The organism is Pauljensenia sp. UMB0895 (genome assembly GCF_030218905.1).
Classification (GTDB): Bacteria; Actinomycetota; Actinomycetes; order Actinomycetales; family Actinomycetaceae; genus Pauljensenia; species Pauljensenia turicensis_A.
The window spans coordinates 294,260-315,604 of the sequence record NZ_JASOQR010000012.1 but is presented as its reverse complement, the minus strand read 5'-3'; the positions used below and the strand labels follow the sequence as shown (position 1 = coordinate 315,604).

The following is a 21,345-nucleotide window of genomic DNA, read 5'->3' as shown; positions in this document are numbered from 1 at the left end:
GCGTTGTCGTATTGGCCAGTCCTGGGGAGTTATCCACAAAAGTGATGAAGGGGCACTTATCCACAGAAGCGAGGGAATGAAGATGCGCCCTCAGCCGGTTCGGCGTTCAGTAAAAGCAGTCGTTTTCAACGAAGAAAGGATTGCATGATGACGCTGAATACTCTTCAACCAATGTCGGGCTATGAGGGACTGTACGGTCCACGCCATTGGGTTCACGAAACGGGGCTCTATGAACTGTTATCGCCCTATATGTGTCTTCCCGCTTTGAGCGATGATTTTGCACGTTTTGACATGATCGGATCCCACGTTGCTGGTGAGCTTCTGTCCCTGCTTCCCAAAGCAAACCTGGAAGAATCACAAAACTCCGGACCACAGGTGTGTGACCTATTGAAAGCGTGCGCGAACAATCGGGGAGTCTATTTGAGCGGATACGTTGTGTGTGCACCTCGTTTTGACGAACGGATCAGCATTGATGGAATCTATCTTCCTTCCACACCCGACTGCTCTGCGCAGGCTCCATATGCGCGTTCGTTGGCGTTATGTTGGCCGATTCTTCGTGAAAAATACGGGCTGACCAGCGCTCAAGGGGATCCTGATGAATTCCTCTTAGTCCCCACCGATTTTCAATCACGAAATGGGTGGTGGATATGGTGGGACTGAAACACATAGGCTTAAGGCATGATCCGTCAGACGTACTCGTGGTTGTTTAAAACGTTCATTTATCGCATCGATCCTGAGATGGCTCATCATTTGGGTATCACTGCCATTGAATATGCAGGAAAGTGTGCACTTACTCGCGGTTTAATGCGAGCGACGATCGGTCACTTTGACGATATCGATGTTGATTCGCTTCCAGAGCGTCGCAAGGTTTACATTGGCAGGCGTCTTGTACGTCACCGCCTGGGTCTTGCAGCAGGAATGGACAAAGATGCGTGTGCGGTTCTTGGACTGACTGCTTTGGGCTTCGGATTCGTCGAGGTCGGTACGATCACCCCGAAGGGCCAACCTGGCAATGAGGGACCTCGCTTGTGGCGTCTGATGGAATCTCAGGGTCTTCGTAATCGCATGGGATTCAACAACGAAGGTGCCGATGCTGCGGGTGAGCGCTTGAAGAAACTGCGTTCAACAAAAGCGGGTCGCAACGCGATTGTTGGTGCCAATATTGGGAAAAACAAGGTGACTCCCGCCGAAGAGGCCCCGGCAGATTACGAATACTGCGCTCGCAAGCTTTCACCGTGGGTTGATTTTGTGATCGTCAATGTGTCTTCTCCGAACACTCCGGGGCTTCGCGATCTTCAATCCGTTGATTCGCTTCGTCTGATCCTGCAGGCAGCCCGAAAAGGTTGCGAGGAAGCCACGGACCGTCCGATTCCTCTGTTCGTCAAGATTGCTCCCGATCTGGCTGATGAAGATATCGTCGACATCTGTGCGCTCACGCGCGAACTGGGTGTGGCTGGTGTAGTCGCCACGAACACGACCATCAACCACGATCTGGGTGATGGTGGTGTATCCGGAGCTCCATTGCGTGAGCGTGCCCTGGACGTTGTACGCCTTGTTGCCTCGAACCTCGATGATGAGCAGATCCTGATCGGAGCCGGCGGAATCTTCACTTCGAACGATGCGCGCGCCATGCTGAGTGCAGGTGCCGATCTTGTCGAAGCCTTCACCGCGTTCATCTACGAGGGGCCATCATGGCCGGGTGAAGTGAACAGGGAATTGGCGAAGGTGCGTCCGTGATTATTCCTCTTCAATCGGCTGATCTTGACCAAGATCCTCGTCTGGCCGATTACACGAAGCTGAAAGACGTCAAGCTTCGTGCCGCTCTTGAACCCGAACGCGGACTCTACATGGCAGAGTCAACGAACGTGATTATGCGTGCCCTAGAAATCGGTCATCATCCGCGGTCATTCCTTATGGCTGAAAAATGGATGAGTGATCTTGCTCCGCTGATCGAGAAGGCAACGGGGTCGCCCGACGGGGCAGACATCCCGATTTTCATGGCGGACGAGGCTCTTTTAGAAACCATCACCGGTTTCCATCTGCATCGGGGCGCATTGGCAGCGATGCAACGCCCGGTGTTGGAGTCAGTCAGTGATCTTTTGAAAACTGCCCGTAACGGTGAGTCAGCACGTCGCATCGTCATTCTTGAAGACCTCGTTGATCACACGAATGTCGGTGCAGCTTTCCGATCCGCGGCCGCTCTTGGCGTCGATGCTGTTCTGGTGACGCCCAGTTGCGCTGACCCGCTCTATCGGCGATCGGTCCGAGTCTCAATGGGCACGGTCTTTCAAGTGCCGTGGACTCGCATGGAAAAGTGGCCCGCAATGGATGAACTACACGATGCTGGCTTCCACGTTGCAGCACTCGCACTGTCTGACGACTCAGTCAGCTTGGACGAGTTTGTTGAATCCGACGCTTGCACCGTGCCAGACGCCAAGATCGCGATGGTCATGGGAACAGAAGGCGACGGATTGAAATCGCGCACTATCGCGAACGCTGACACCGTTGTGCGTATTCCAATGGCTGGGGGAGTCGACTCGCTGAACGTCGCAGCAGCTTCCGCAGTCGTATTCTGGGCAACTCGCCATGTCGGCCAGGCGGCCTCGTAAAACACAAACGAGGAACCACCATACGCAATCGGCGAAGTGGCAGAAGCGATACTAAAAAGTCGAGGCCAGCGGGCGTGACCTCGACTTTTAAACGGAAGTAACCGGGTTACTTGATCTTCTTTTTACCCGGGAATTCACCACGCGCAACCTGCGGACGAGGGCTACGCCAACGGCGAGCCATGATCATGCGCGAGAAGCAGTAGTACCACGAACGCGCTGCAATCTGATCGTTCGGGTAGCGCTCGCCGATGCGACGCTTCAGCGTGCGCCACACAACAACGCCTTCGATGATTGAGATCAGGAACAGGCCGTAGAGCGCGACAGTCACCGAGATCATCATGATGCTTGTGACGTTAGCTGGAAGCGAACGGATCAGGGAAACCCCCATCATCGCGATCAGGAAGATCACCATCACGGGAAGAAGGAACTCAGAGAACGACCAGCGTGCATCGACGTAATCGCGGATGAAACGACGCACGCGACCCTTGTCTCGGACGGGCAGGTAGCGTTCGTCGCCGGTCTCCAATGCCATCTGCTCACGCTTGAACTGCGCATCGCGCTGGGCACGTGCCTGACGCTTTGCTTCCTTACGATCAGCGGGAACCAGCGGGTGAGAATTACGCGCCTGAGCGTCCTTCCTCTTCGGAGTGGGACGTCCCTTCTTGCCGGTCGTTTCGTTTTGCTTTTCGGCTTCGGACACCTGTAATCCCCTTTGAATGCCAGTGATGGGTGCATGAAATACGTACACAGGCTAACTGATGAAAGCGCCAAAGGCTCATTTCGTCCAGTAATGTAAGAGTCATGTCTGAAACATCTGCACTCGCGCCGTCGCGAGATGAACTCAATTCTTTGCTCGATTCCTCCTTCGATTCTTTCCTTGATGAATTGAAGACTTTGGTTGCAATTCCTTCGGTTTCTTCCGATCCTGCGCACCAGGAAGACCTGGCTCGTAGCGCCGCACACGTGTGTGAGCGCTTCGCATCGCTTGGTTTTGACGCTGAGGTTCTTCGCGTCACCACGCCCGAAGGCGTGGAAGGTAAGCCCGCCATCGTGGCGACCAGCCCGAAGGTTGAGGGCGCACCGACGGTTCTGCTTTACGCTCACCACGATGTTCAGCCGACCGGCGATGTGTCCCGCTGGGCATCTGACCCGTTTGTTGCCGAGGTTCGCGGGGATCGCATCTACGGTCGAGGCACCTCGGATGACGGTGCCGGCGTCATCGTTCACTTCGGTGCGATGTCGCTGTTGAAGGATCGCCTGCCGGTGAATGTTGTTGTCTTTATCGAAGGCGAAGAAGAAATCGGTTCCCCGTCGTTTACGACCTTCCTTGAAACCCACAAGGACAAGCTGAAGGCTGACGTCATCGTCGTCGCCGACTCCGATAACTGGAAGGTCGGCGAGCCCGCCGTCACCTCGACCCTGCGTGGCAACTCCGTGTGCACCGTCGACCTGACTGTCGCTGACCACGCGGTTCACTCCGGTATGTTCGGTGGCCCGATGCTGGACTCGGTGACCTGCGCTGCCATGCTTATCTCGTCCCTGTACGACGAGAAGGGCGATCTGGTTGTCGAGGGTCTTGGTGGCTCCGATAAGGCTGACGTGGATTGGCCAGAAGATGAGTTCCGCGCAGCGGCTGGCCTGCTTGACGGCGTTCAGCTTGCCGGTAGTGGCGATCTGGCCGCCCGCGTGTGGACCAAGCCCAGCGTTTCCGTCATCGGTTTTGACGCGTGCCCCGTGTCGAACTCGTCGAATACGATAGCTCCGCACACTCGCTTCCGCCTGTCGATGCGCGTCGTCCCGGGCAAGGATCCGGTTGAGGCCATGGATCGTCTTATCGAGCACCTCGAGTCGCACGCACCGTTCGGCGCCCACCTTGAGATCACCCGCAACGAAGCCGGAAACGGCTACCAGGCGGATATGGATTCACCCGTCACGAAGCTTCTGCACGAGGCCCTGTCGGATGCGTGGGGCGTGAAGTCTGTAAACATTGGTGTGGGTGGCTCGATCCCGTTCATCACCGACTTCCAGCGCCTGTTCCCTCACGCTCAGGTGGTCGTGACCGGCGTTGAGGATCCGCTCACGAACGCGCACTCCGAAGACGAGTCGCAGTCGATCCCGGACCTGCGTGCAGCGATTCTTGCTGAAGCACTGCTCCTGACGCGTCTGCCCCAACTGTGAGTTCAACACTGGTCATCGCCGGGCACTGGACCGGCGGTGACCCCGCATACCCGTCAACGCTGGCTGCTTTACATGCCTGCGCTGACGGGTTTAGCGCGCGCAAACCCGACTGGAATATTCGCCTTGTTCCTTTTGGAGCTGGCGTTGCCTTCACCGAAGCACTCGCGCAAGCGCAGGCCACCGGCTGGGCACCGATCGTCGTTCCCATCCACGAAGAATCCACGTTCGACGCGGGCCAGCGCACGCTCGATGCCCTTGACGGCGGGCTCACCCCGCTTATTGAAGGCGCCCATTCGATTGACGTTGACTGCGGATTCGGGTTTTTGAGCGCCCTATCCAACGTCGATTTGAGCGATGGTCCGGATCTTGAAGACCGGCTGCGACGTGCGCTCGATACTGCCCGCGCCACAATCGCCGGTCGTGATGTGGTGGTCGCGGCCTCGTCGATGAGGCCACTGCTGGGACTGTCATCCGTGCTGGCGCTCGGCGTCGACCTTGAGGCGCGCACATCGCAAAACCTTCAGCTCACTTCGATGCTGACCCGTGTTCTTTCAACGAAAGCGAAGCGTAACCTTTTGGCGTCCCCCACGGGGGACGAGGCCGCTCCCACCAACTGGGGCACGGCTCCCGGATCCGGTGCAGCCGGTGGAATCGGCGCGATTGTCGGTGCACTGGGGGGACGAATTGTTCCCACCGGCCAATTCTTGCGTGCCATTTGCGACCTTGATTCTGCGCTCGCAGATGCGAACCTCGTCATCGTCGCCGAACCGCGCTTACATTCACCGTCGCTCGCTGACGCATCACTGGATGTGATCACGGACGTGGCGGGGCTTTACGCTTTACCGGTCGTGGCACTCGCAGCCGAATCATCACTTGCCGCGCACGAACGTGCCCAGTGGGGTCTGCATGGGCAATTCCTTACCGATGGGGCGCTCACCCTGGGTGAAGCTGGAGAACGAATCGCGCGCACGTGGGCGCGATAGACGGTTAGTTTTCTCACCCGTAGCGTCCACGCGCGCCCCTGCCGTGGCACAACGCGACGAACGCACGTACTCTAAACAATTGTTAATGACTTTTTTCAAACGAATGGAGCATCATGTCTGACACCGGCATCGAAGCACCCGCACACGAAGTGACGTTGACGGACGTTGCAGTAGCCAAGGTGAAGAGCCTGCTCGAACAGGAAGGTCGCGACGACCTTCGCCTGCGCATCGCCGTTCAGCCCGGTGGTTGCTCCGGCCTGATCTACCAGCTCTACTTCGATGACCGTTTGCTCGACGGCGACGCCGTGCGCGACTTCGACGGTGTTGAGGTTGTCGTCGACCGCATGTCGGTTCCGTACCTCACCGGTGCAACGATCGACTTCGCAGACTCGATCGAACGTCAGGGCTTCACCATCGACAACCCGAACGCGCAGAACACCTGCGCATGTGGTGAATCCTTCCACTGAGCCGAAAGCAAACATGAAGATTATGCATAAGGCGGCCACAGCCGTCCTCACCATCACCGTTTCCCTTGGTCTAGTAGCGTGTGGTTCTACTGACGCCCCGCAGTCTGCCTCACCCCAATCGGGTACATCAATCCCCGAGGTTGAACGTGACGGCGACTTCAACTTCCCGGCAACAACGGGCGGATACGGTGAAGACACTGAAATCTCCGCCGGCGAAGGCGACGCTCCGACCGACAAGGTCTACGTCAAGACCCTCGTTCAAGGTGACGGCGCTGAAGTTCAGCTCACCGACACCGTCTACGTCAACTACGAGCTCGCTCTCTGGGACGGCACCAAGGTTGAGTCCTCCTTCGAAACCGGTAAGCCGATCGCTTTCGCTCTGAACCGGGTGATCCCCGGATGGACCTACGGCCTGGCGACCCAGCACGTTGGCGACCGCGTTGAGCTGGTTGTTCCCGCAAACTGGGCGTACGGAGACAAAGATTCCGCATCGATTCCCGCCAACTCCACGCTGATTTTCGTTGTCGACCTGCTTGATTCCACATCGAACGTTTCTATTGATGAGGAAAGCCTGAAGAACGCTACCGCTACCGGTAACGAACTGCCCGCCGGCATCAGCGTTGAAGGTGCCCCAGCGGTCGAACCTACTCTGTCCTTCACCGAAGGAAGCGCTGCCCCCACCGAAGACGCATCGATTGATATCTACACCGGTATCGGTGAGACCATCGAAGACGGCGACATTGTTCTCTATCGCGGTTTGGGTGCCCCGTTCGGTGATGCCTCTCAGATCCAGTCGACGTGGTCTGACACCACAAACAAGTACACCGCAGATGCTGCCGACCTGAAGGTGGTAGGGAAGACTGTTGGTACTCGTTTCCTGTACATCGCCGGTGCAAGCGCAGCTGCTCAGCAGTCTGCCCAGTCCGGTGCTCAGTCGGACTCAACGCAGACGACCACCCCGAAGGTTTTCGTTCTGGACGTTATCGGAGTGATGAAGGCACACCGATAGTCTGACGCAACTCGTTTGAGTGGGCGGTTCACCAAGCGGTGGATCGCCCACTAGCGCATACAATAGACCCGGTTAAAAATTTCGAGGCCGTACAGGCATCCAACCATTGGGAGAAGATCGTGAGCGAAATGACCGCACGCATCCTGGTTTTTAGCGCCGACATTGATAAGCGCCATGCTGTTGTCAACGGTGTTGGTATCCGTGCTGCGAAGGATCTGCCGACCATCGAATGGTCCGAAGCTGCAACCCCCTTCGGCACCAAGGAACTGGTGGAAAACAACGATTTCGATCTTCTGATCCTCGATGCTGAAACCACCAAGGAAGGTGGTATGTCCGTCGCTCAGGAACTGAAGAACACGGTAGAGAAAGTTCCGCCGATCATCTTCCTGACCGCACGCCAGCAGGATTCCTGGCTTGCTACCTGGGCGGGCGCTGCGGCAACTATTTCGGATCCCCTTGATCCGATCGAGTTGCAGGAAACCGTTGCAGACCTTCTGCGCAAAGCGCGCCAGTGAGTCAATCTTTCGAATGGGCTCGACTGATCGCCGACATCATCTCGGGTAAGGACCTGGATTACGACAGCTCCTACTGGATGATGGACCAGGTGATGAGTGGCGAGCTTGGCGAATCACGCCTGGCATCCTTCCTGACCGCTATGGTCATCAAAAAGCCAACGGTGTCCGAGATCCGTGGTCTTGCCGACGCTATGCAGGACCACGCGGTCAGCGTTGACCTGCCCACCGATGCTCTTGATATTGTCGGTACGGGTGGTGACGGCTACAAGACCGTCAACATTTCGACCATGTCAGCAATCGTTCTGGCATCCCTTGGTACTCCGCTGATCAAGCACGGTAACCGCGCCTCGACCTCCCAGTCGGGGAGTGCCGACGTGATGGAAGCCTTGGGTGTGAACCTGAACCACGAGACCGAGCACATGCGCGAGATCTTCGATGAACTGAACATCGCGTTCCTATTCGCGAACAAGGTTCACCCGTCGATGCGTTTTGCCGCTCCTGTTCGTCGTTCCTTGGCGTTCCCGACAGCATTCAATATTCTTGGCCCGCTGACGAACCCCGCGAAGGTGACCTCGAACGCGATCGGCTCGTCGAATCCGACGAATGCTCGCCTGATGGCCGGCGTTCTTGCTGATCGTGGCGCGTCTGCTCTGGTGTTCCGAGGCAAGGAAACCGGCTTGGATGAACTCTCTACGGTTGACGTGAATGAGATCTGGGAGATCCGCGACGGCGAAGTCACTCATAGCGAGTTCGACCCGACCGAACACTTCGACATGGATCCTGCAGCAATCGGAGACCTTCGCGGTGGCGACCCAGACGATAACGCTGTTGTCGTCCGAGAAATCCTGCTCGGCGGTGGCCGAAAGGCTGTTCGTGACGCGGTTGCGCTGAACACCGCGGGTGGTTTGATCGCATACGGCAAGGCTCAGGGAGTGCGTCCTGGCGATGGCTCGCTGGTCGAGCGTTTCGGCGTTGGTATCCAGATGGCACGCGATGCCATGAATGATGGTCGTGCCATGAATCTGCTGAACCGCTGGATCGAACTCGCGTCAGCCTGAGTTGTGCTCATCGTGCACCTTGGTGCGATGAAGAATGTACGAGGCCGGGCGGACAATATCAGGTGTCCGCCCGGTTTTTCGGTTCTGTCGCCTTACCTTGTGCTTTGTTAAAGGGAAAGCTCAATGATGTGCCTCGTACCCCGACGTGCTAGTAGGCACTCAACTCTTCGCCTGGCGTCGACAAGAGAGCAATATCGTCGCTGCTGGTCACTCCCATGTCTTCGAGTATGCGCGTAAGCCCGTCCAGTACATGCAACGTCATGTAGGAATCAGCCAAAGCACGGTGTGCTTCCACTACGGGAGCATCGAAATAATCGGCTAGAGCACCCAGGCGATGACTGGGAACCTCAGGCTTTGGAAGCAGAATCCTGGCAAGAGTCAACGTGTCGAAATAGGGCAAAGGTCGCCATTTAAGACCTGTCTGCTGGCATGCTCTCAGCAGGAAACCGCGATCGAAAGGAACGTGCTGAGCAACGAAAACCTGCGCGGGATCACCGTCGTCGATCCACGTCAAGAACTGGGGGAGGACCTGGTCAACAGTCGGAGCGCCCTCCACGTCTTCATCGGTAATACCTGTCAAAGTCGTGACGATTTTAGGGATAGGACGCAGTGGGTTCACCATCGACTGGAAAGTAGAAAGTACCTGGCCGCCGCGGACTTTAAGCGCACCAATTTCGGTGATCTGGTCATCGTTGCCAAGCCCCGTCGTCTCAAGATCAACGACAACGTACGTCGTATCAGCAAAAGACAGCCCACTGATTATGGGTGATGCGCCGTCGCGTATCTGACGTACTTGGCTCAGACACGTGCGCACCTGTGCAACGATATTCGCACGCCTGTCCGTTGAATCTGAGATAGCGTCGTTGCCTGCCAACATATCGCGTGAAGTGGGCATAGAGTTAAGCATAGTTCGTGTTTTCACCTTCGAACCTCGTGGAGGGGCCGTGGCGTTCTACCAAGCATTGAAGGCAACCGGAAGTCCGATCCTGAAGGCGGCATACAAGCCGTGGATTCGTGGCAAAGAGAATATCCCGACCTCCGGGCCGGCAATTCTTGCCTCAAACCACAACGCGGTGTGGGATTCTGTCTTCCTGCCAATGATGCTCGACCGTGAGGTCGTCTTCATGGGTAAGGCCGACTACTTTACGGGTACCGGTGCAAAAGGCTGGGTCACGAAGGAATTCATGCGCGCCGTTGGCACAATTCCCGTTGATCGTTCGGGCGGTCGCGCATCCGAAGGTGCTTTGAAGGCCGGTCTTGACCGCCTCGCCAGCGGTGAACTCTTCGGCATCTACCCCGAAGGAACCCGTTCGCCCGATGGACGTCTCTACCGCGGTAAAACGGGTGTTGCTCGACTTGCTCTGCTGTCCGGAGCCCCAGTTATTCCCGTCGCGATGATCGGCACGCACGCTGCTCAACCGATCGGCCAGAAAATCCCGTCGCGTACCAACATTGGCATGGTCATCGGCGAACCCCTGGATTTCTCCCGTTACAAGGGTCTCCACAAGGATCGCTTCGTCCTGCGCGCCATCACGGACGAAATCATGTACAACCTGATGCTGCTCTCGGGTCAGGAATACGTTGACCTTTATGCAGCAGACGTGAAGGCGAAGCTTGCCGCCGACGGAAAGTTCGACGGCCCGGTTCCCACGAATGGTCGACCCGGCCCCGGCGGGCGTACCGCTCCGATCGTCGAGGTACCTCATCGCCCCGAAGAAGAATCCAGAGAAACTGATCCTCACACGGGTGAAAACGCAGAATAAATGCGTGTGCACGCCCGTCCATGGGACGGGCGACCCCCATACCAACTCCACTGTGGCTTTAAACTAGTGGTGTTTGAGGTGCGTGTCGTCCGACCGCACTTGTTCCAACGCTGAAAGGTGTTTCCATGTCGGTTCGTCGCGTCGCTCTGCTCACCGCCGGTGGCTTCGCTCCGTGTCTTTCTTCCGCTGTTGGTGGCCTCATTGAGCGCTACAACGAAATCGATCCTTCGATCGAGATTATCGCGTACCAGAACGGCTACCACGGTCTGCTGACCGGCAACTTCGTCGTCGTTGACGAAGAAGCTCGTAAGCATGCTGGCGTCCTTCACCGCTTCGGTGGCTCCCCGATCGGTAACTCGCGCGTCAAGCTGACCAACGCGAAGAACCTCGTCGAGCGTGGCCTTGTCGCCGAAGGCGAAAACCCGCTTGAAAAGGCTGCTGAGCAGCTCCGTAAGGATGGCGTTGACGTCCTGCACACCATCGGTGGTGACGACACCAACACCACGGCTGCAGATCTTGCTGCCTATCTCGAAGAACATGACTACCACCTGACGGTCGTCGGCCTGCCCAAGACGATCGACAACGACGTTGTGCCGATCCGTCAGTCCCTGGGTGCATGGACCGCCGCTGAAGAAGTCTCCGAGTATGCACAGAACGTCATCGGCGAGCACCGCTCCAACCCCCGTATGCTGATCATCCATGAAATCATGGGTCGGCACTGCGGTTGGCTGACCGCTGCTGGTTCGCTTGAGTACCACAACTGGCTGAAGACCCAGGAATGGGTTCCCTCCATCGGCCTGTCGAAGGAGCGCTGGGACATCCACGCTGTCTTCCTACCCGAAATGGCACTCGACATCGACGCCGAGGCCGCCCGCCTGAAGAAGATCATGGACGAGCAGGGCAACGTCAACATCTTCCTCTCCGAGGGTGCCGGCGTTCCTGAGATCATCGCTGAAATGGAAGCAGCTGGCGTTGAGGTCCAACGCGACCCCTTCGGACACGTCAAGCTCGACACCATCAACCCCGGCCAGTGGTTCGCCAAGCAGTTCGCATCCAAGATTGACGCTGAGAAGGTCATGGTCCAGAAGTCGGGCTACTTCTCACGTTCTTCGCGTGCAAACGCTGAGGACCTGCGCCTGATCAAGTCCATGACTGATCTTGCTGTCGAATGCGCTCTCAAGGGCGAATCCGGCGTTATCGGCCACGATGAAGAAAACGGTGACCGTCTGACCGCAATCGCCTTCCCGCGTATTGCCGGTGGCAAACCCTTCGATATTTCTCAGAAGTGGTTCCTCGACATGATGGCCGAGATCGGCCAGGAAGTGAAGCCCGCTGCACAGTGAGTTTTCCTATGAATCCCGGTCGCGGCACGCCACGGTTCGCACAGTACCCGGCGTGCCGCGACCCGGAGAATCTCGTAGCTCCAGAAGCCGGTACGGACGCGCCGTGGGACTCATGGCGTAGCCGTGAAGCCCTGCAACAACCGACTTACCCGGATGCGCAGGCAGTCGAAGACGTAACAACAGCGTTGCGTCGCCAGCCACCGCTTGTGTTTGCTGGTGAAGTGGACGATCTGCGGACCTGGTTGGGAGTTGCGGGACGCGGTGAAGCCTTCGTCCTCACGGGTGGAGACTGCGCCGAAACCTTCGCAGAATCCACCGCTGATCACCTGCGTCTAAAGATTCAGGCGCTTCTTCAGATGGCGGTTGTCCTGACATACGGTGCTTCGCTTCCCGTTGTGAAGATTGGTCGTATCGCCGGACAATATGCGAAACCGCGTTCTTCCGACATGGAGACCCGCGACGGCGTGACTCTTCCGTCGTACCGAGGAGACGCGGTGAATTCCTACGAGTTCACGCCCGAAGCGCGTATCCCGGATCCGGATCGTCTTCTTCAGACGTACCACCATGCTGCGTCGACGCTGAATCTGATTCGCGCCTTCACGAAGGGTGGTTACGCTGACCTGCGCATGGTTCACCACTGGAACCGTGGTTTTACGCAGAACCCCGCATACGCACGCTACGAGTCGTTGGCTGAAGAGATCCACCGCGCCGTCCAATTCATGCAGGCTGCCGGTGTTGACTTTGATTCACTGCGTGACGTTGATCTGTATTCGTCGCACGAGGCACTTCTGCTTGAATATGAGTCAGCAATGACGCGTATCGACTCGCGTAACGGCTTGCCCTATGACACATCTGGTCACTTCTTGTGGGTAGGGGAACGCACACGTGATCTTGAAGGTGCTCATATTGAGCTTCTTGCACGTGTGCGTAACCCGATCGGCGTCAAGGTTGGTCCTACAACGACCCCCGACGATCTGCTTGGATTGATGGATCGATTGAATCCCGAAGGGGAAGAAGGACGTCTGACATTCATCACTCGCATGGGTGCAGGTACGATTCTTGAAAATCTTCCTCCGTTGCTGAGCGCTGCGAAGGCTGACGGTCGCCCCGTCACCTGGATTACCGATCCCATGCACGGCAATACGATCACCTCGTCGACCGGATATAAGACGCGTCGCTTTGAAACGATCATGGAGGAAGTGAAAGGCTTCTTCGATGCCCATGATGAAGCAGGAACCGTCCCGGGTGGCATCCATGTTGAACTGACCGGTGACGATGTCACCGAAGTTATTGGTGGTTCAGCAAAGCTTGACGATGAGTCGCTTCAGAAGCGCTACGAGACCCTGGTGGATCCACGTTTGAACCACCAGCAGTCGCTGGAAATGGCATTCCAAGTCGCAGAGTATTTGCGTCGCGATCTCTAAATCTTAGTCCCGATACAACAAGGCCGTGCCCGCACAAGCATCGTATTGCTTGGCGGGCGCGGCCTTGTTCTGGTGGCTTTGGTCGTCTGTGGCGATGGTGTGGGGGTTGCGTGGAGCGGACCCCGTTTTTGGGCGCTTTCCTGGTTGTGTTCGTGTTCTTGGACGGGGGCATGGTGTGACGTGGCGGAGTTTGTCGAAGTATGGGTGTCGGGCGTTGGAGTGACACCGTCAACGCTTCTGACAGCTGTAGTGAGAGCCACAGTGGAAGCTGTATCGGTAGAAGCTCTATGCAGAGCTATCGACTACACGATGAAGAGGGTGACCGTCGATCCCTTTTTCACAACCGTGCCAGCACCGGGATCTGTGTAACGCGCGGTCCCGAAGAAGCCACCGAGCACGCGTTGAACCGTGACATTCAGGCCGGCAGCTTCCAGGATTCGTTTCGCTTCAGCTTCCTGCTTACCCGTAATGGAGGGGACTTCAACTGTTTCTGGCCCCTTGGAAACGACATATTCGACCTTGTCGCCCTTATGGAGAGTCGTGCCAGCTGCTGTTGTCTGAGAAATCAAGGAGCCTTCGGCGACACTGTCCGAGTACTCTTCACTTGGCGACGCGACCAATCCCAGTGCCTCGATCGCAGCCTGAGCATCAGCGCTACTCATCGCCATGAGGTCCGGAACCGTCAGTGGTTCTCGACCCTTCGAGACAACAACATCGATTTTCGTATCGTGGGGGATCGACGTATCGGGATCCAAGGACTGAGAAATGACGATATCCTTGGCAACCTCTTCCGAATACTCTTCGTTGATTGTGCCCACGGCTAAACCAGCATCGGTGAGCACAGTCTCAATCTCAGACTTGTTCTTTCCAACAAGATCGGGCACAGGTCGCATATCGATGCCTTTGGAGGTTGTTACGCGAACCTCTGCGTTCTTGTGAACAGGCTGCCCGCCACCGGGATCAGAAGAAATGACGATACCGGATTGGACGGTGTCAGAGAACGCTTCCTCTTCAATCACTCCAAGCCCAAGAGCTGCAAGCTCTGACTTCACGGCCTGTGAGGAACGCCCAGCTGTTTGAGGCATGGTCAAGTACGAGCCGGGGCCATACTCGTTCCACCACCACCAGCCACCTACACCACCGATGATAGAGACGAAGGCAATGATGGCCAGGAACTTGCCGATGAACGAACGGCGATTCTTTTTTGGAGAATGCATCGCTCCTTGCACTCCAGCGGCCTGGACAACAGTGCGGGACGTGGAATGACCATTCGGGGGAAGTGAAGAGGTCACACCCAGATGCTCCCAAGTGGCAGTTTCTCCCGCAGAAGAGGCAACCTTTGGTGCAACGTCGGCTCGACGAGCAAGGATTTCTTCCGGCAGTCCACTTTCGACGCGAGCGAGGAGCTCAAGTGCTTCACCGGCGTCTGTTGGTCGCTCATCAGGATTCGTTGCAGCTAACGCTGAAATAAAGTCATCAATTTCGCGAGGCAACCAGCTGACCAGAGCCGACGGCATCGGAATGGGATCATTCACATGATGCGTAGCAATCTGGATAGCATTTTCGCCTTCCCACGGCACTGAACCCGTGAGCATTTCAAACGCCATGATGCCAACGGCGTAAAGGTCGGTGCGCTGATCAACGTCGTGTGACAGGGCAACTTCCGGAGCAATGTAGGCCACGGTTCCCAGCATTGAACCAGTGGTCGAAAGTGACACTTCAGAGGCCGCGCGTGCTAAACCAAAATCGGTCACGCGAGCAGGCGGATCTGCGGGAACAAGGACGTTTTCTGGCTTGATGTCGCGGTGGATCACACCAACACGATGAGCGGCTCGGAGTGCGTCAAGAACGTCGTGAACGTAGGACAGTGTTTGCCCAACGGTAAAAGAACCTTGCTCGTTTAAGACAGTGCGAAGGGTCGGTCCGTCGATGAGTTCCATGACCAAGAATCCCTGACCAGCAACAACACCCTGATCGAAAACCGAGACGACACCGGGGTGAATAATGCGGGCAGCGGATCGCGCTTCGCGACGGAAACGAGCAACGTAATCCTGTGACTGGGCAAGATGCGGATGCATGATCTTCAAAGCAACCGGGCGCTCCAAGCGTTCGTCTTGTGCCACGTACACGGTTGCCATTCCGCCACGAGCCAGCAGGCGGATTACGCGATAGCGCGAGTCAATAAGCATTCCTAGAAGCGGATCAATCTGGTCGCTCGTAGGGGATGAAAGATCGTTGGGCTCGGGTGATTCAGGTGCAACACGATGCCCTGGTAGGGTCTGCAGGCGTTCAGTCGGCTGCGAACCAGTGTCAGGGGTGCGTCGGTCTGAATCAAAATCGGTCACGTTCGGATTGTATTAGAGGGGCGCCGTAGTGGGCGTACGCAAGACGGCGCGCCATGTGAGTTCGTGCGCTCAGTGCCTCGAGACGAGGCCGGGGGAGCGTTTGACGGCTAGGCTGAGAACATGACCCAGAATGTGGAAACTATTTCGTTTGAAGAAGCCGGTCGTCTGTTGGGCGTCGAAGAACGCCGGATCAAGCAGTTTGTGCGTGATCATGTTTTGTTTGCCGTGAAGGGCGAGAGCGGAAAGCCTGCGATTCCTCGCGAAATCATTGTCTTAGGTGCAAACGGCTGGGAGCCACTGTTCAGCCTTCCTGGCACGCTGACGCTTCTGGAGGACGACGGTTTTACGCCCGAAGAAGCGGCTGCTTGGTTGTACACCGTTCAAGACGAACTCGGTGAAACGCCCATGGAAGCCCTGTTGAAGGGGCGCCACCACAAGGTCAATTCAATCGCCTCAACTCTGGCGTTCTGAGATTATTCCGACCCGCGCTTGAACAAAGAACGAGGCTCGCCATGTGCGTTGCCTCGTTCTTTTCATTATCACAGAAGGCAAATCTGAACGCGTAAGGTGACTGGTTACGCCGTACGGGCGGTGATGATCTCAGCCAACTCGGTCAGATCGCGACGCTGATCTTCAGTGAATGGATAGGCGTCAAAACCGCGATGGCCTTCCTTCACTAGAGAATCGATCAGCGACTCGTGGGCGCGTCGACCGCGTTCTTCAATAATCGTCGCGCACTGGGCAATCGCTTCATCCGAAGCATCCTCGTCGCCGAGCACTCCGAGCAGAGTGCGACGTTCGTCTACAGTCGCATGAGACCACGCCAAAGAAAGCAATACGGTTCGCTTGCCCTCACGCAGATCATCGCCGGCAGGCTTGCCCGTGGTTGCCGGGTCGCCGAAGATCCCCAGATCGTCATCGCGAAGCTGGAAAGCGATACCCCACGGAGTGAGGATGGAGTCCAACGCCTGGATCAGCTCGGGTGAACCACCGCCGGCAATCGCCCCGAGAATCGCCGGGTGGACGATCGAATAATGCGCGCTCTTGTGGAGGACAACCTCCATGACATCCTCGACGCTGATGGCAACGTTATCTTCGACGTCCAACGGAAGATTTTCTGCTCGGATATCAAGGTATTGCCCCAAGCCCACTTCCGCGTGCATCGTCGTAAAACGCTGCATGAGCAAGAAGGCGCGCTCCGGGGCCAACAGTGAGCACTGAGAATTGACTGCGGCCTGGGCGGCGGAGAACAACAGGTCACCGACAAGAACGGCGCCGGCGGCACCGAATGCGGTTGCAGACCCTTCCCAGCCCCTATCGCGATGAATCTCAGCAAGGCGAACATGGGGAGTGGGGGCTCCGCGACGCGTATCAGCATGGTCAATGAGATCGTCGTGCGCCAATGCTGAGGCCTGGTAGAGCTCAAGGCCGGCTGCCAACGCCGAAAGGTCAAGATCCGGATCATCCAGCGGACGTTGCAAGGCCAACGAAGCCCCGAAATATGCCAGAAGTCCGCGGAAACGCTTGCCTGACTGGATCGAGGCGACGCAGGTCTGAGTAAATTCATCCGAGACTCGTGACGTGCCGATTTCATCCATCAACGCGATCAGATGATCGTGAGTCGCATTGTCGATGGTGGGGCGGAGTTCGGCGAACCGTGCGGTAAGTGTTTCCATAGGTCACACTGTAGCGTGACACGTGTAAATGTGGTGCTGGTCATTATTGTTTCACCTTTGGTGAGCTACATCATTAAAAATAGGGGTTGACAGGTGAGTTCATCAGGAAAATTTGCACTATCGGACTATAATTAAAAGTAGGTTTTCAGCGCCCGAATCGGCGCGAAGAAGTCCCCATTTTCTGCGAAAGGGATAGGTGTGGCCGGATCGAGCACTACCAAGGGGTCCAAGACTACTTCCAAGGCTAGTAGGGTTGACGAAACAGTAGAGGTAGAAAAGACCGCACCAGCAACGAAGAAGCGTGCTTCGAAGGCTGTGACTCAAAAGGCTACCGACGAAGCTACCAAGGCTCCAGCAAAGAAGACCACGCTCCGTACGGCAAAGAAGACCGCGGAAGCTGGCGACGTCGCTCCCGAAGAGAAGCCTGCTCAGAAAACGACTCGACGTACCGTGAAGAAGGTCGCCGACGAAACTGCAAAGGCTTCGTCTGAAGCTGAAGCCACCAAGGCTCCTGCAAAGAAGACCAAGCGTCGTACCACGAAGAAGGCGACCGCTGAAGTCGCTTCTAGTGATGCTCCTACAACCGACGCGCAGGCTCCGCTTACCCAGGAAGAGCCCGCAAAAACGGCAAAGAAGACGACTCGTCGCACCACGAAGAAGGACGGCGAATCTGCCGAGGTTCAAGAAGACAAGTCCACGAAGAAGGCAACTCGTCGCACGACCAAGAAGACCGTCGAGGGTGCAGAGACCCAAGAAGGTAAGCCCGCGAAGAAAGCTACGCGTCGTACCAAGAAGGTTGCAGAGGCTACAGAGGCTCAAGAAGACAAGCCTGCAAAGAAGACGACTCGTCGCAAGAAGAAGGACGAGCCCAAGGTCGAAGAACCGGCAATTGAAGAGTCTGAAGAAGAGACTGAAGACGATATCGACGATGCTGATATCGATCTGAACGACGAAGAAGAACTCGACGATACTGAAGACACAGATGGCGACGATACGTCAGATGATGAAGAGGAATCTGAAGACGAATCTGAAGAGGAAGATGAAGAGTCCAAGCCTAAGCCGTCAGTCGTTGAGGTAACAACGTCGAAGGCAAAGACGAAGGGGAGTTTCGTCGTTTCCGACTCCGACGAGTCCGATGAGCCCGTCCAGCAGGTGACCGTCGCGGGCGCAACCGCGGACCCGGTCAAGGACTACCTCAAGCAGATCGGCAAGGTTTCGCTGCTGAACGCAGAGCAGGAAGTTGACCTTGCCCGCCGTATTGAAGCTGGCCTCTACGCTGAATACAAGCTGAAGAACGAAGCCGATTCGATGACGGCGAAGGAACGTCGTGAGCTGCACTTCATGGCATCCGACGGTCAGCTGGCGAAAAATCACCTGCTGGAAGCAAACCTGCGTCTGGTCGTTTCGCTGGCTAAGCGTTACACGGGTCGTGGCATGCAGTTCCTGGATCTGATCCAGGAAGGTAACCTCGGTCTGATTCGTGCAGTTGAGAAGTTCGACTACACGAAGGGCTACAAGTTCTCCACCTACGCAACCTGGTGGATTCGTCAGGCGATCACGCGTGCAATGGCTGACCAGGCTCGCACGATCCGTATTCCTGTCCACATGGTTGAGGTCATCAACAAGCTCGCTCGCGTCCAGCGCCAGATGCTTCAGGATCTTGGTCGTGAACCCACGCCGGAAGAACTGGCGAAGGAACTCGACATGACGCCCGAAAAGGTCGTCGAGGTTCAGAAGTACGGTCGCGAACCGATCTCGCTTCACACTCCGCTGGGCGAAGATGGCGATTCTGAGTTCGGCGACCTGATCGAAGACTCTGAAGCAATCGTTCCCGCCGACGCTGTGTCGTTCACGCTTCTTCAAGAACAGCTCCACAACGTGCTCGACACCCTGTCGGAGCGTGAAGCTGGCGTTGTGTCGATGCGTTTCGGTCTGGGCGATGGTCAGCCGAAGACCCTGGATGAGATCGGCAAGGTCTATGGCGTGACGCGCGAGCGTATTCGTCAGATCGAGTCGAAGACGATGTCGAAGTTGCGTCACCCGTCGCGTAGCCAGGTGCTTCGCGATTACCTCGACTGATCACCTCGCGTTTGTCTTATCTCAGTAACGTTGCGGTGAGTCATCTCATGGTCACGAAACGATGAAGTCACTAAGTGTGAGGTGGCGGGCGGGCTCGAACAGTTAGAACATAGTTACATGCTCTCGGGTTTTCTCATCATGGCCTTTGTTCTTCTGCTCGTTGTGGTTATCGCTGTTGCGGTGATCGTTGGTTTGGCACTTGAGCGTCGCCCTGCGTCCGTTTGGCAGGAACATCTTCGTGACCAGCGTGAGAAGCTGACGAATGCTCCCGAAAATGATGCCGATCCCGTGTCACCTCACTCGACAACGTTGACGGATCTGATGGGTGATACGTCGTCGATGAAGAACGCGTATTTTGATGCGGATCGGTTGCCCGGCGTTGATCGTATTGAGCGTGTGACGGATCGTTTTGAAGCGATGCAGGAGCACCGCAAGGCAGGCAAGGAATCTTCGGCCGAGTAAACGTTGCCTAGCGTGCCACTAGTGTTCGACTCCGTTAGGTTCAACCAATAAGTGGAACTTGATAGCGTCCATGGGAGATGATGAGCCCATGGACGCTGTTCTTTCATTTTTAAGCTCTCCGGCGGGCATTGCGTGTATTGCACTGCTCGTCGTTGTCATCGTGGGCATTGGTATTGGAGTTGCGCGTAGCTCGAAGAAGTCCATGCCGACTATTACGCCTGCTACTCCGGCCACGCCAGTTACGGCCGCGCCGACAACTCCTGCGGATGAGGTCCCCGCAGATGCACCTGATGCGCGCGGTAGTCCGTCGCCGATCGACGAGGCCGCCTTGTGCGCTCCGACGTCTGACCCTGTCGTAGATGGCGGGCAAGACCAGCTGACAGCACCTGTTGAAGAGACTGTCGAAGCACCTGAACTGTCAGTTGAGGTTCCTGAATCACTGCCGAGCCGTATGGCTCGCCTGCGGTCGCGCCTGTCGCGTTCGGGCACGCTGGGCAAGGCTATCGTTTCGGTGTTGTCCCGTGGTGAGCTGAAAGCCGCTGACTGGGAAGAAGTCGAAGATACGCTTCTTGTCGCTGATCTTGGTCTTGAAGCGACCGACACGCTGATTGAGGCACTAAAGAATCGCGTGGCTGTCGAAGGTGTTCACGACACTGATTCCATTAAGAGGTTTCTTTCCGAAGAGCTTCTTGCGCTGGTTGATCCTGCGATGGATCGTAGCCTGCATCTTGATCGTCAGGGCGACACAGGTGAGCTTCCCGCATCGATCCTGATGGTTGGCGTGAACGGCACCGGTAAGACGACGACCGTTGGCAAACTGGCTCGCGTTCTCGTTGCCGAAGGCAAGAGCGTTTTGCTGGGTGCAGCTGACACCTTCCGCGCTGCTGCCGGCGAACAGCTGGGCACGTGGGGTGAGCGCGTTGGTGTTGAGGTCGTTGCTTCTGACCGCGAGGGCGCAGATCCGGCTTCGGTTGCTTTCGATGCGCTCAAGGCTGGCGCAGACAAGAATATTGATGTCGTGCTGGTTGACACCGCTGGTCGTCTGCAGACGAAGTCGACGCTGATGGATGAGCTTGGCAAGGTCAAGCGTGTCATGGAAAAGCGGGCTCCCGTCAACGAGGTTCTGCTGGTCCTCGATGCGACCACCGGTCAGAACGGTATGAAGCAGGCTGAGGTTTTCGCTGAAGTTGTTGGAGTGACCGGCATTGTCCTGACCAAGCTTGATGGGTCTGCAAAGGGGGGCATTGTTGTCTCCGTGCAGAAGGCTCTTGGTGTTCCGGTGAAGTTCGTTGGCCTGGGTGAAGGCGCTGACGATCTTGCTCCGTTCGATCCGCAGGGCTTCGTTGACGCCATCGTGAATGGCTGACACTTTTCGAGTTGCACGCTAGGCGGGTCAGTCTCACGCTGTGTGAGGGCTGCCTCGCATACGGCTGT

The 21,345-nt window shown here is 56.7% G+C and carries 20 protein-coding genes; 16 read left to right on the top strand and 4 right to left on the bottom strand.

Annotation, left to right across the window (positions count from 1 at the left end):
• Nucleotides 1-147: 147 nt before the first annotated feature.
• From QP503_RS06010 to QP503_RS06000, 3 genes are read left to right on the top strand one after another with little or no spacing between them, the layout of a single operon-like run.
• Entirely contained in the window at nucleotides 148-660 is a 513-nt protein-coding gene (locus tag QP503_RS06010) for a hypothetical protein (protein WP_006681206.1), read from the top strand.
• An 18-nt stretch (nucleotides 661-678) separates the two neighbouring features.
• Nucleotides 679-1,737, top strand: a complete 1,059-nt coding sequence (locus QP503_RS06005) for a quinone-dependent dihydroorotate dehydrogenase (protein WP_285069697.1) — start codon at nucleotides 679-681, stop codon at nucleotides 1,735-1,737.
• Nucleotides 1,734-2,609 (top strand): TrmH family RNA methyltransferase, encoded by an 876-nt coding sequence (locus QP503_RS06000; RefSeq protein WP_285069698.1) that lies wholly within the window; start codon nucleotides 1,734-1,736, stop codon nucleotides 2,607-2,609. The genes QP503_RS06005 and QP503_RS06000 overlap by 4 nt, the downstream gene beginning before the upstream one ends.
• A gap of 106 nt (nucleotides 2,610-2,715) precedes the next feature.
• Here the strand turns inward: QP503_RS06000 and QP503_RS05995 are convergent, their stop codons facing one another.
• A complete protein-coding gene (locus tag QP503_RS05995; protein WP_006681203.1) occupies nucleotides 2,716-3,309 on the bottom strand; it encodes a DUF3043 domain-containing protein in 594 nt (197 codons plus the stop codon).
• A 101-nt stretch (nucleotides 3,310-3,410) separates the two neighbouring features.
• Between QP503_RS05995 and QP503_RS05990 the strand changes: the two genes are divergently transcribed.
• The 6 genes from QP503_RS05990 to trpD all read left to right on the top strand — a co-directional run bounded on the left by QP503_RS05990 (nucleotide 3,411) and on the right by trpD (nucleotide 8,819).
• Entirely contained in the window at nucleotides 3,411-4,787 is a 1,377-nt protein-coding gene (locus QP503_RS05990; protein ID WP_103631890.1) for a M20/M25/M40 family metallo-hydrolase, read from the top strand.
• Nucleotides 4,784-5,770 carry a glycerate kinase gene (locus QP503_RS05985; RefSeq protein ID WP_219585191.1) on the top strand — a complete coding sequence of 329 codons (987 nt, stop codon included), beginning with the start codon at nucleotides 4,784-4,786 and terminating at the stop codon, nucleotides 5,768-5,770. Before QP503_RS05990 ends, QP503_RS05985 begins: the two co-directional genes overlap by 4 nt.
• Nucleotides 5,771-5,883: 113 nt before the next feature.
• A complete protein-coding gene (gene erpA / locus QP503_RS05980; RefSeq protein WP_006681200.1) occupies nucleotides 5,884-6,237 on the top strand; it encodes an iron-sulfur cluster insertion protein ErpA in 354 nt (117 codons plus the stop codon).
• 13 nt (nucleotides 6,238-6,250) lie between these two features.
• A complete protein-coding gene (locus tag QP503_RS05975; protein WP_219585190.1) occupies nucleotides 6,251-7,246 on the top strand; it encodes an FKBP-type peptidyl-prolyl cis-trans isomerase in 996 nt (331 codons plus the stop codon).
• A 119-nt stretch (nucleotides 7,247-7,365) separates the two neighbouring features.
• Nucleotides 7,366-7,761, top strand: a complete 396-nt coding sequence (locus QP503_RS05970) for a response regulator (protein ID WP_006681198.1) — start codon at nucleotides 7,366-7,368, stop codon at nucleotides 7,759-7,761.
• Nucleotides 7,758-8,819 (top strand): anthranilate phosphoribosyltransferase, encoded by a 1,062-nt coding sequence (gene trpD / locus QP503_RS05965; RefSeq protein WP_179369719.1) that lies wholly within the window; start codon nucleotides 7,758-7,760, stop codon nucleotides 8,817-8,819. Before QP503_RS05970 ends, trpD begins: the two co-directional genes overlap by 4 nt.
• Nucleotides 8,820-8,967: 148 nt before the next feature.
• On the opposite strand, the gene QP503_RS05960 is transcribed toward trpD, so the two are convergent.
• On the bottom strand, nucleotides 8,968-9,714 hold the full coding sequence (locus tag QP503_RS05960; RefSeq protein ID WP_219585189.1) for a 3'-5' exonuclease: 747 nt from the start codon (nucleotides 9,712-9,714) through the stop codon (nucleotides 8,968-8,970).
• A 49-nt stretch (nucleotides 9,715-9,763) separates the two neighbouring features.
• Between QP503_RS05960 and QP503_RS05955 the strand changes: the two genes are divergently transcribed.
• The 3 genes from QP503_RS05955 to QP503_RS05945 all read left to right on the top strand — a co-directional run bounded on the left by QP503_RS05955 (nucleotide 9,764) and on the right by QP503_RS05945 (nucleotide 13,349).
• The gene (locus QP503_RS05955; protein ID WP_179369717.1) at nucleotides 9,764-10,582 is read left to right on the top strand and encodes a lysophospholipid acyltransferase family protein; all 819 of its coding nucleotides are present in this window, start codon (nucleotides 9,764-9,766) and stop codon (nucleotides 10,580-10,582) included.
• A 125-nt stretch (nucleotides 10,583-10,707) separates the two neighbouring features.
• Nucleotides 10,708-11,925: a pyrophosphate--fructose-6-phosphate 1-phosphotransferase gene (locus tag QP503_RS05950; RefSeq protein WP_179369716.1), complete on the top strand. Its 1,218-nt coding sequence runs from the start codon at nucleotides 10,708-10,710 to the stop codon at nucleotides 11,923-11,925.
• 8 nt (nucleotides 11,926-11,933) lie between these two features.
• Nucleotides 11,934-13,349, top strand: coding sequence for a class II 3-deoxy-7-phosphoheptulonate synthase (locus tag QP503_RS05945; protein WP_179369715.1), 1,416 nt, complete (start codon nucleotides 11,934-11,936; stop codon nucleotides 13,347-13,349).
• Nucleotides 13,350-13,651: 302 nt separating this feature from the next.
• Here QP503_RS05945 and pknB read toward each other — a convergent pair whose 3' ends face one another.
• Nucleotides 13,652-15,694: a Stk1 family PASTA domain-containing Ser/Thr kinase gene (pknB, locus tag QP503_RS05940; RefSeq protein WP_219585188.1), complete on the bottom strand. Its 2,043-nt coding sequence runs from the start codon at nucleotides 15,692-15,694 to the stop codon at nucleotides 13,652-13,654.
• A 120-nt stretch (nucleotides 15,695-15,814) separates the two neighbouring features.
• On the opposite strand from pknB, the gene QP503_RS05935 reads away from it, so the two are divergent.
• Nucleotides 15,815-16,165 carry an Rv2175c family DNA-binding protein gene (locus QP503_RS05935; RefSeq protein ID WP_006681191.1) on the top strand — a complete coding sequence of 117 codons (351 nt, stop codon included), beginning with the start codon at nucleotides 15,815-15,817 and terminating at the stop codon, nucleotides 16,163-16,165.
• A gap of 104 nt (nucleotides 16,166-16,269) precedes the next feature.
• Here the strand turns inward: QP503_RS05935 and QP503_RS05930 are convergent, their stop codons facing one another.
• Entirely contained in the window at nucleotides 16,270-17,370 is a 1,101-nt protein-coding gene (locus tag QP503_RS05930) for a polyprenyl synthetase family protein (protein ID WP_103631884.1), read from the bottom strand.
• A 198-nt stretch (nucleotides 17,371-17,568) separates the two neighbouring features.
• On the opposite strand from QP503_RS05930, the gene QP503_RS05925 reads away from it, so the two are divergent.
• From QP503_RS05925 to ftsY, 3 genes are all read left to right on the top strand, one after another.
• The gene (locus tag QP503_RS05925) at nucleotides 17,569-19,449 is read left to right on the top strand and encodes an RNA polymerase sigma factor (protein ID WP_285069699.1); all 1,881 of its coding nucleotides are present in this window, start codon (nucleotides 17,569-17,571) and stop codon (nucleotides 19,447-19,449) included.
• A gap of 117 nt (nucleotides 19,450-19,566) precedes the next feature.
• A complete protein-coding gene (locus QP503_RS05920; protein WP_050998791.1) occupies nucleotides 19,567-19,911 on the top strand; it encodes a hypothetical protein in 345 nt (114 codons plus the stop codon).
• 88 nt (nucleotides 19,912-19,999) lie between these two features.
• The gene (gene ftsY / locus QP503_RS05915) at nucleotides 20,000-21,277 is read left to right on the top strand and encodes a signal recognition particle-docking protein FtsY (RefSeq protein WP_285069700.1); all 1,278 of its coding nucleotides are present in this window, start codon (nucleotides 20,000-20,002) and stop codon (nucleotides 21,275-21,277) included.
• Nucleotides 21,278-21,345: the final 68 nt, after the last annotated feature.

What these genes read in the sequence shown, in the direction of transcription:
- QP503_RS06010 (WP_006681206.1), top strand. Translation starts at nt 148, where the DNA reads ATGACGCTGAATACTCTTCAACCAATGTCGGGCTATGAGGGACTGTAC.
- QP503_RS05935 (WP_006681191.1), top strand. Translation starts at nt 15,815, where the DNA reads ATGACCCAGAATGTGGAAACTATTTCGTTTGAAGAAGCCGGTCGTCTG.
- erpA (WP_006681200.1), top strand. Translation starts at nt 5,884, where the DNA reads ATGTCTGACACCGGCATCGAAGCACCCGCACACGAAGTGACGTTGACG.
- QP503_RS06005 (WP_285069697.1), top strand. Translation starts at nt 679, where the DNA reads ATGATCCGTCAGACGTACTCGTGGTTGTTTAAAACGTTCATTTATCGC.
- QP503_RS05920 (WP_050998791.1), top strand. Translation starts at nt 19,567, where the DNA reads ATGCTCTCGGGTTTTCTCATCATGGCCTTTGTTCTTCTGCTCGTTGTG.
- QP503_RS05945 (WP_179369715.1), top strand. Translation starts at nt 11,934, where the DNA reads ATGAATCCCGGTCGCGGCACGCCACGGTTCGCACAGTACCCGGCGTGC.
- QP503_RS05960 (WP_219585189.1), bottom strand. Translation starts at nt 9,714, where the DNA reads ATGCCCACTTCACGCGATATGTTGGCAGGCAACGACGCTATCTCAGAT.
- QP503_RS05975 (WP_219585190.1), top strand. Translation starts at nt 6,251, where the DNA reads ATGAAGATTATGCATAAGGCGGCCACAGCCGTCCTCACCATCACCGTT.
- ftsY (WP_285069700.1), top strand. Translation starts at nt 20,000, where the DNA reads ATGGACGCTGTTCTTTCATTTTTAAGCTCTCCGGCGGGCATTGCGTGT.
- QP503_RS05950 (WP_179369716.1), top strand. Translation starts at nt 10,708, where the DNA reads ATGTCGGTTCGTCGCGTCGCTCTGCTCACCGCCGGTGGCTTCGCTCCG.
- QP503_RS05990 (WP_103631890.1), top strand. Translation starts at nt 3,411, where the DNA reads ATGTCTGAAACATCTGCACTCGCGCCGTCGCGAGATGAACTCAATTCT.
- QP503_RS05930 (WP_103631884.1), bottom strand. Translation starts at nt 17,370, where the DNA reads ATGGAAACACTTACCGCACGGTTCGCCGAACTCCGCCCCACCATCGAC.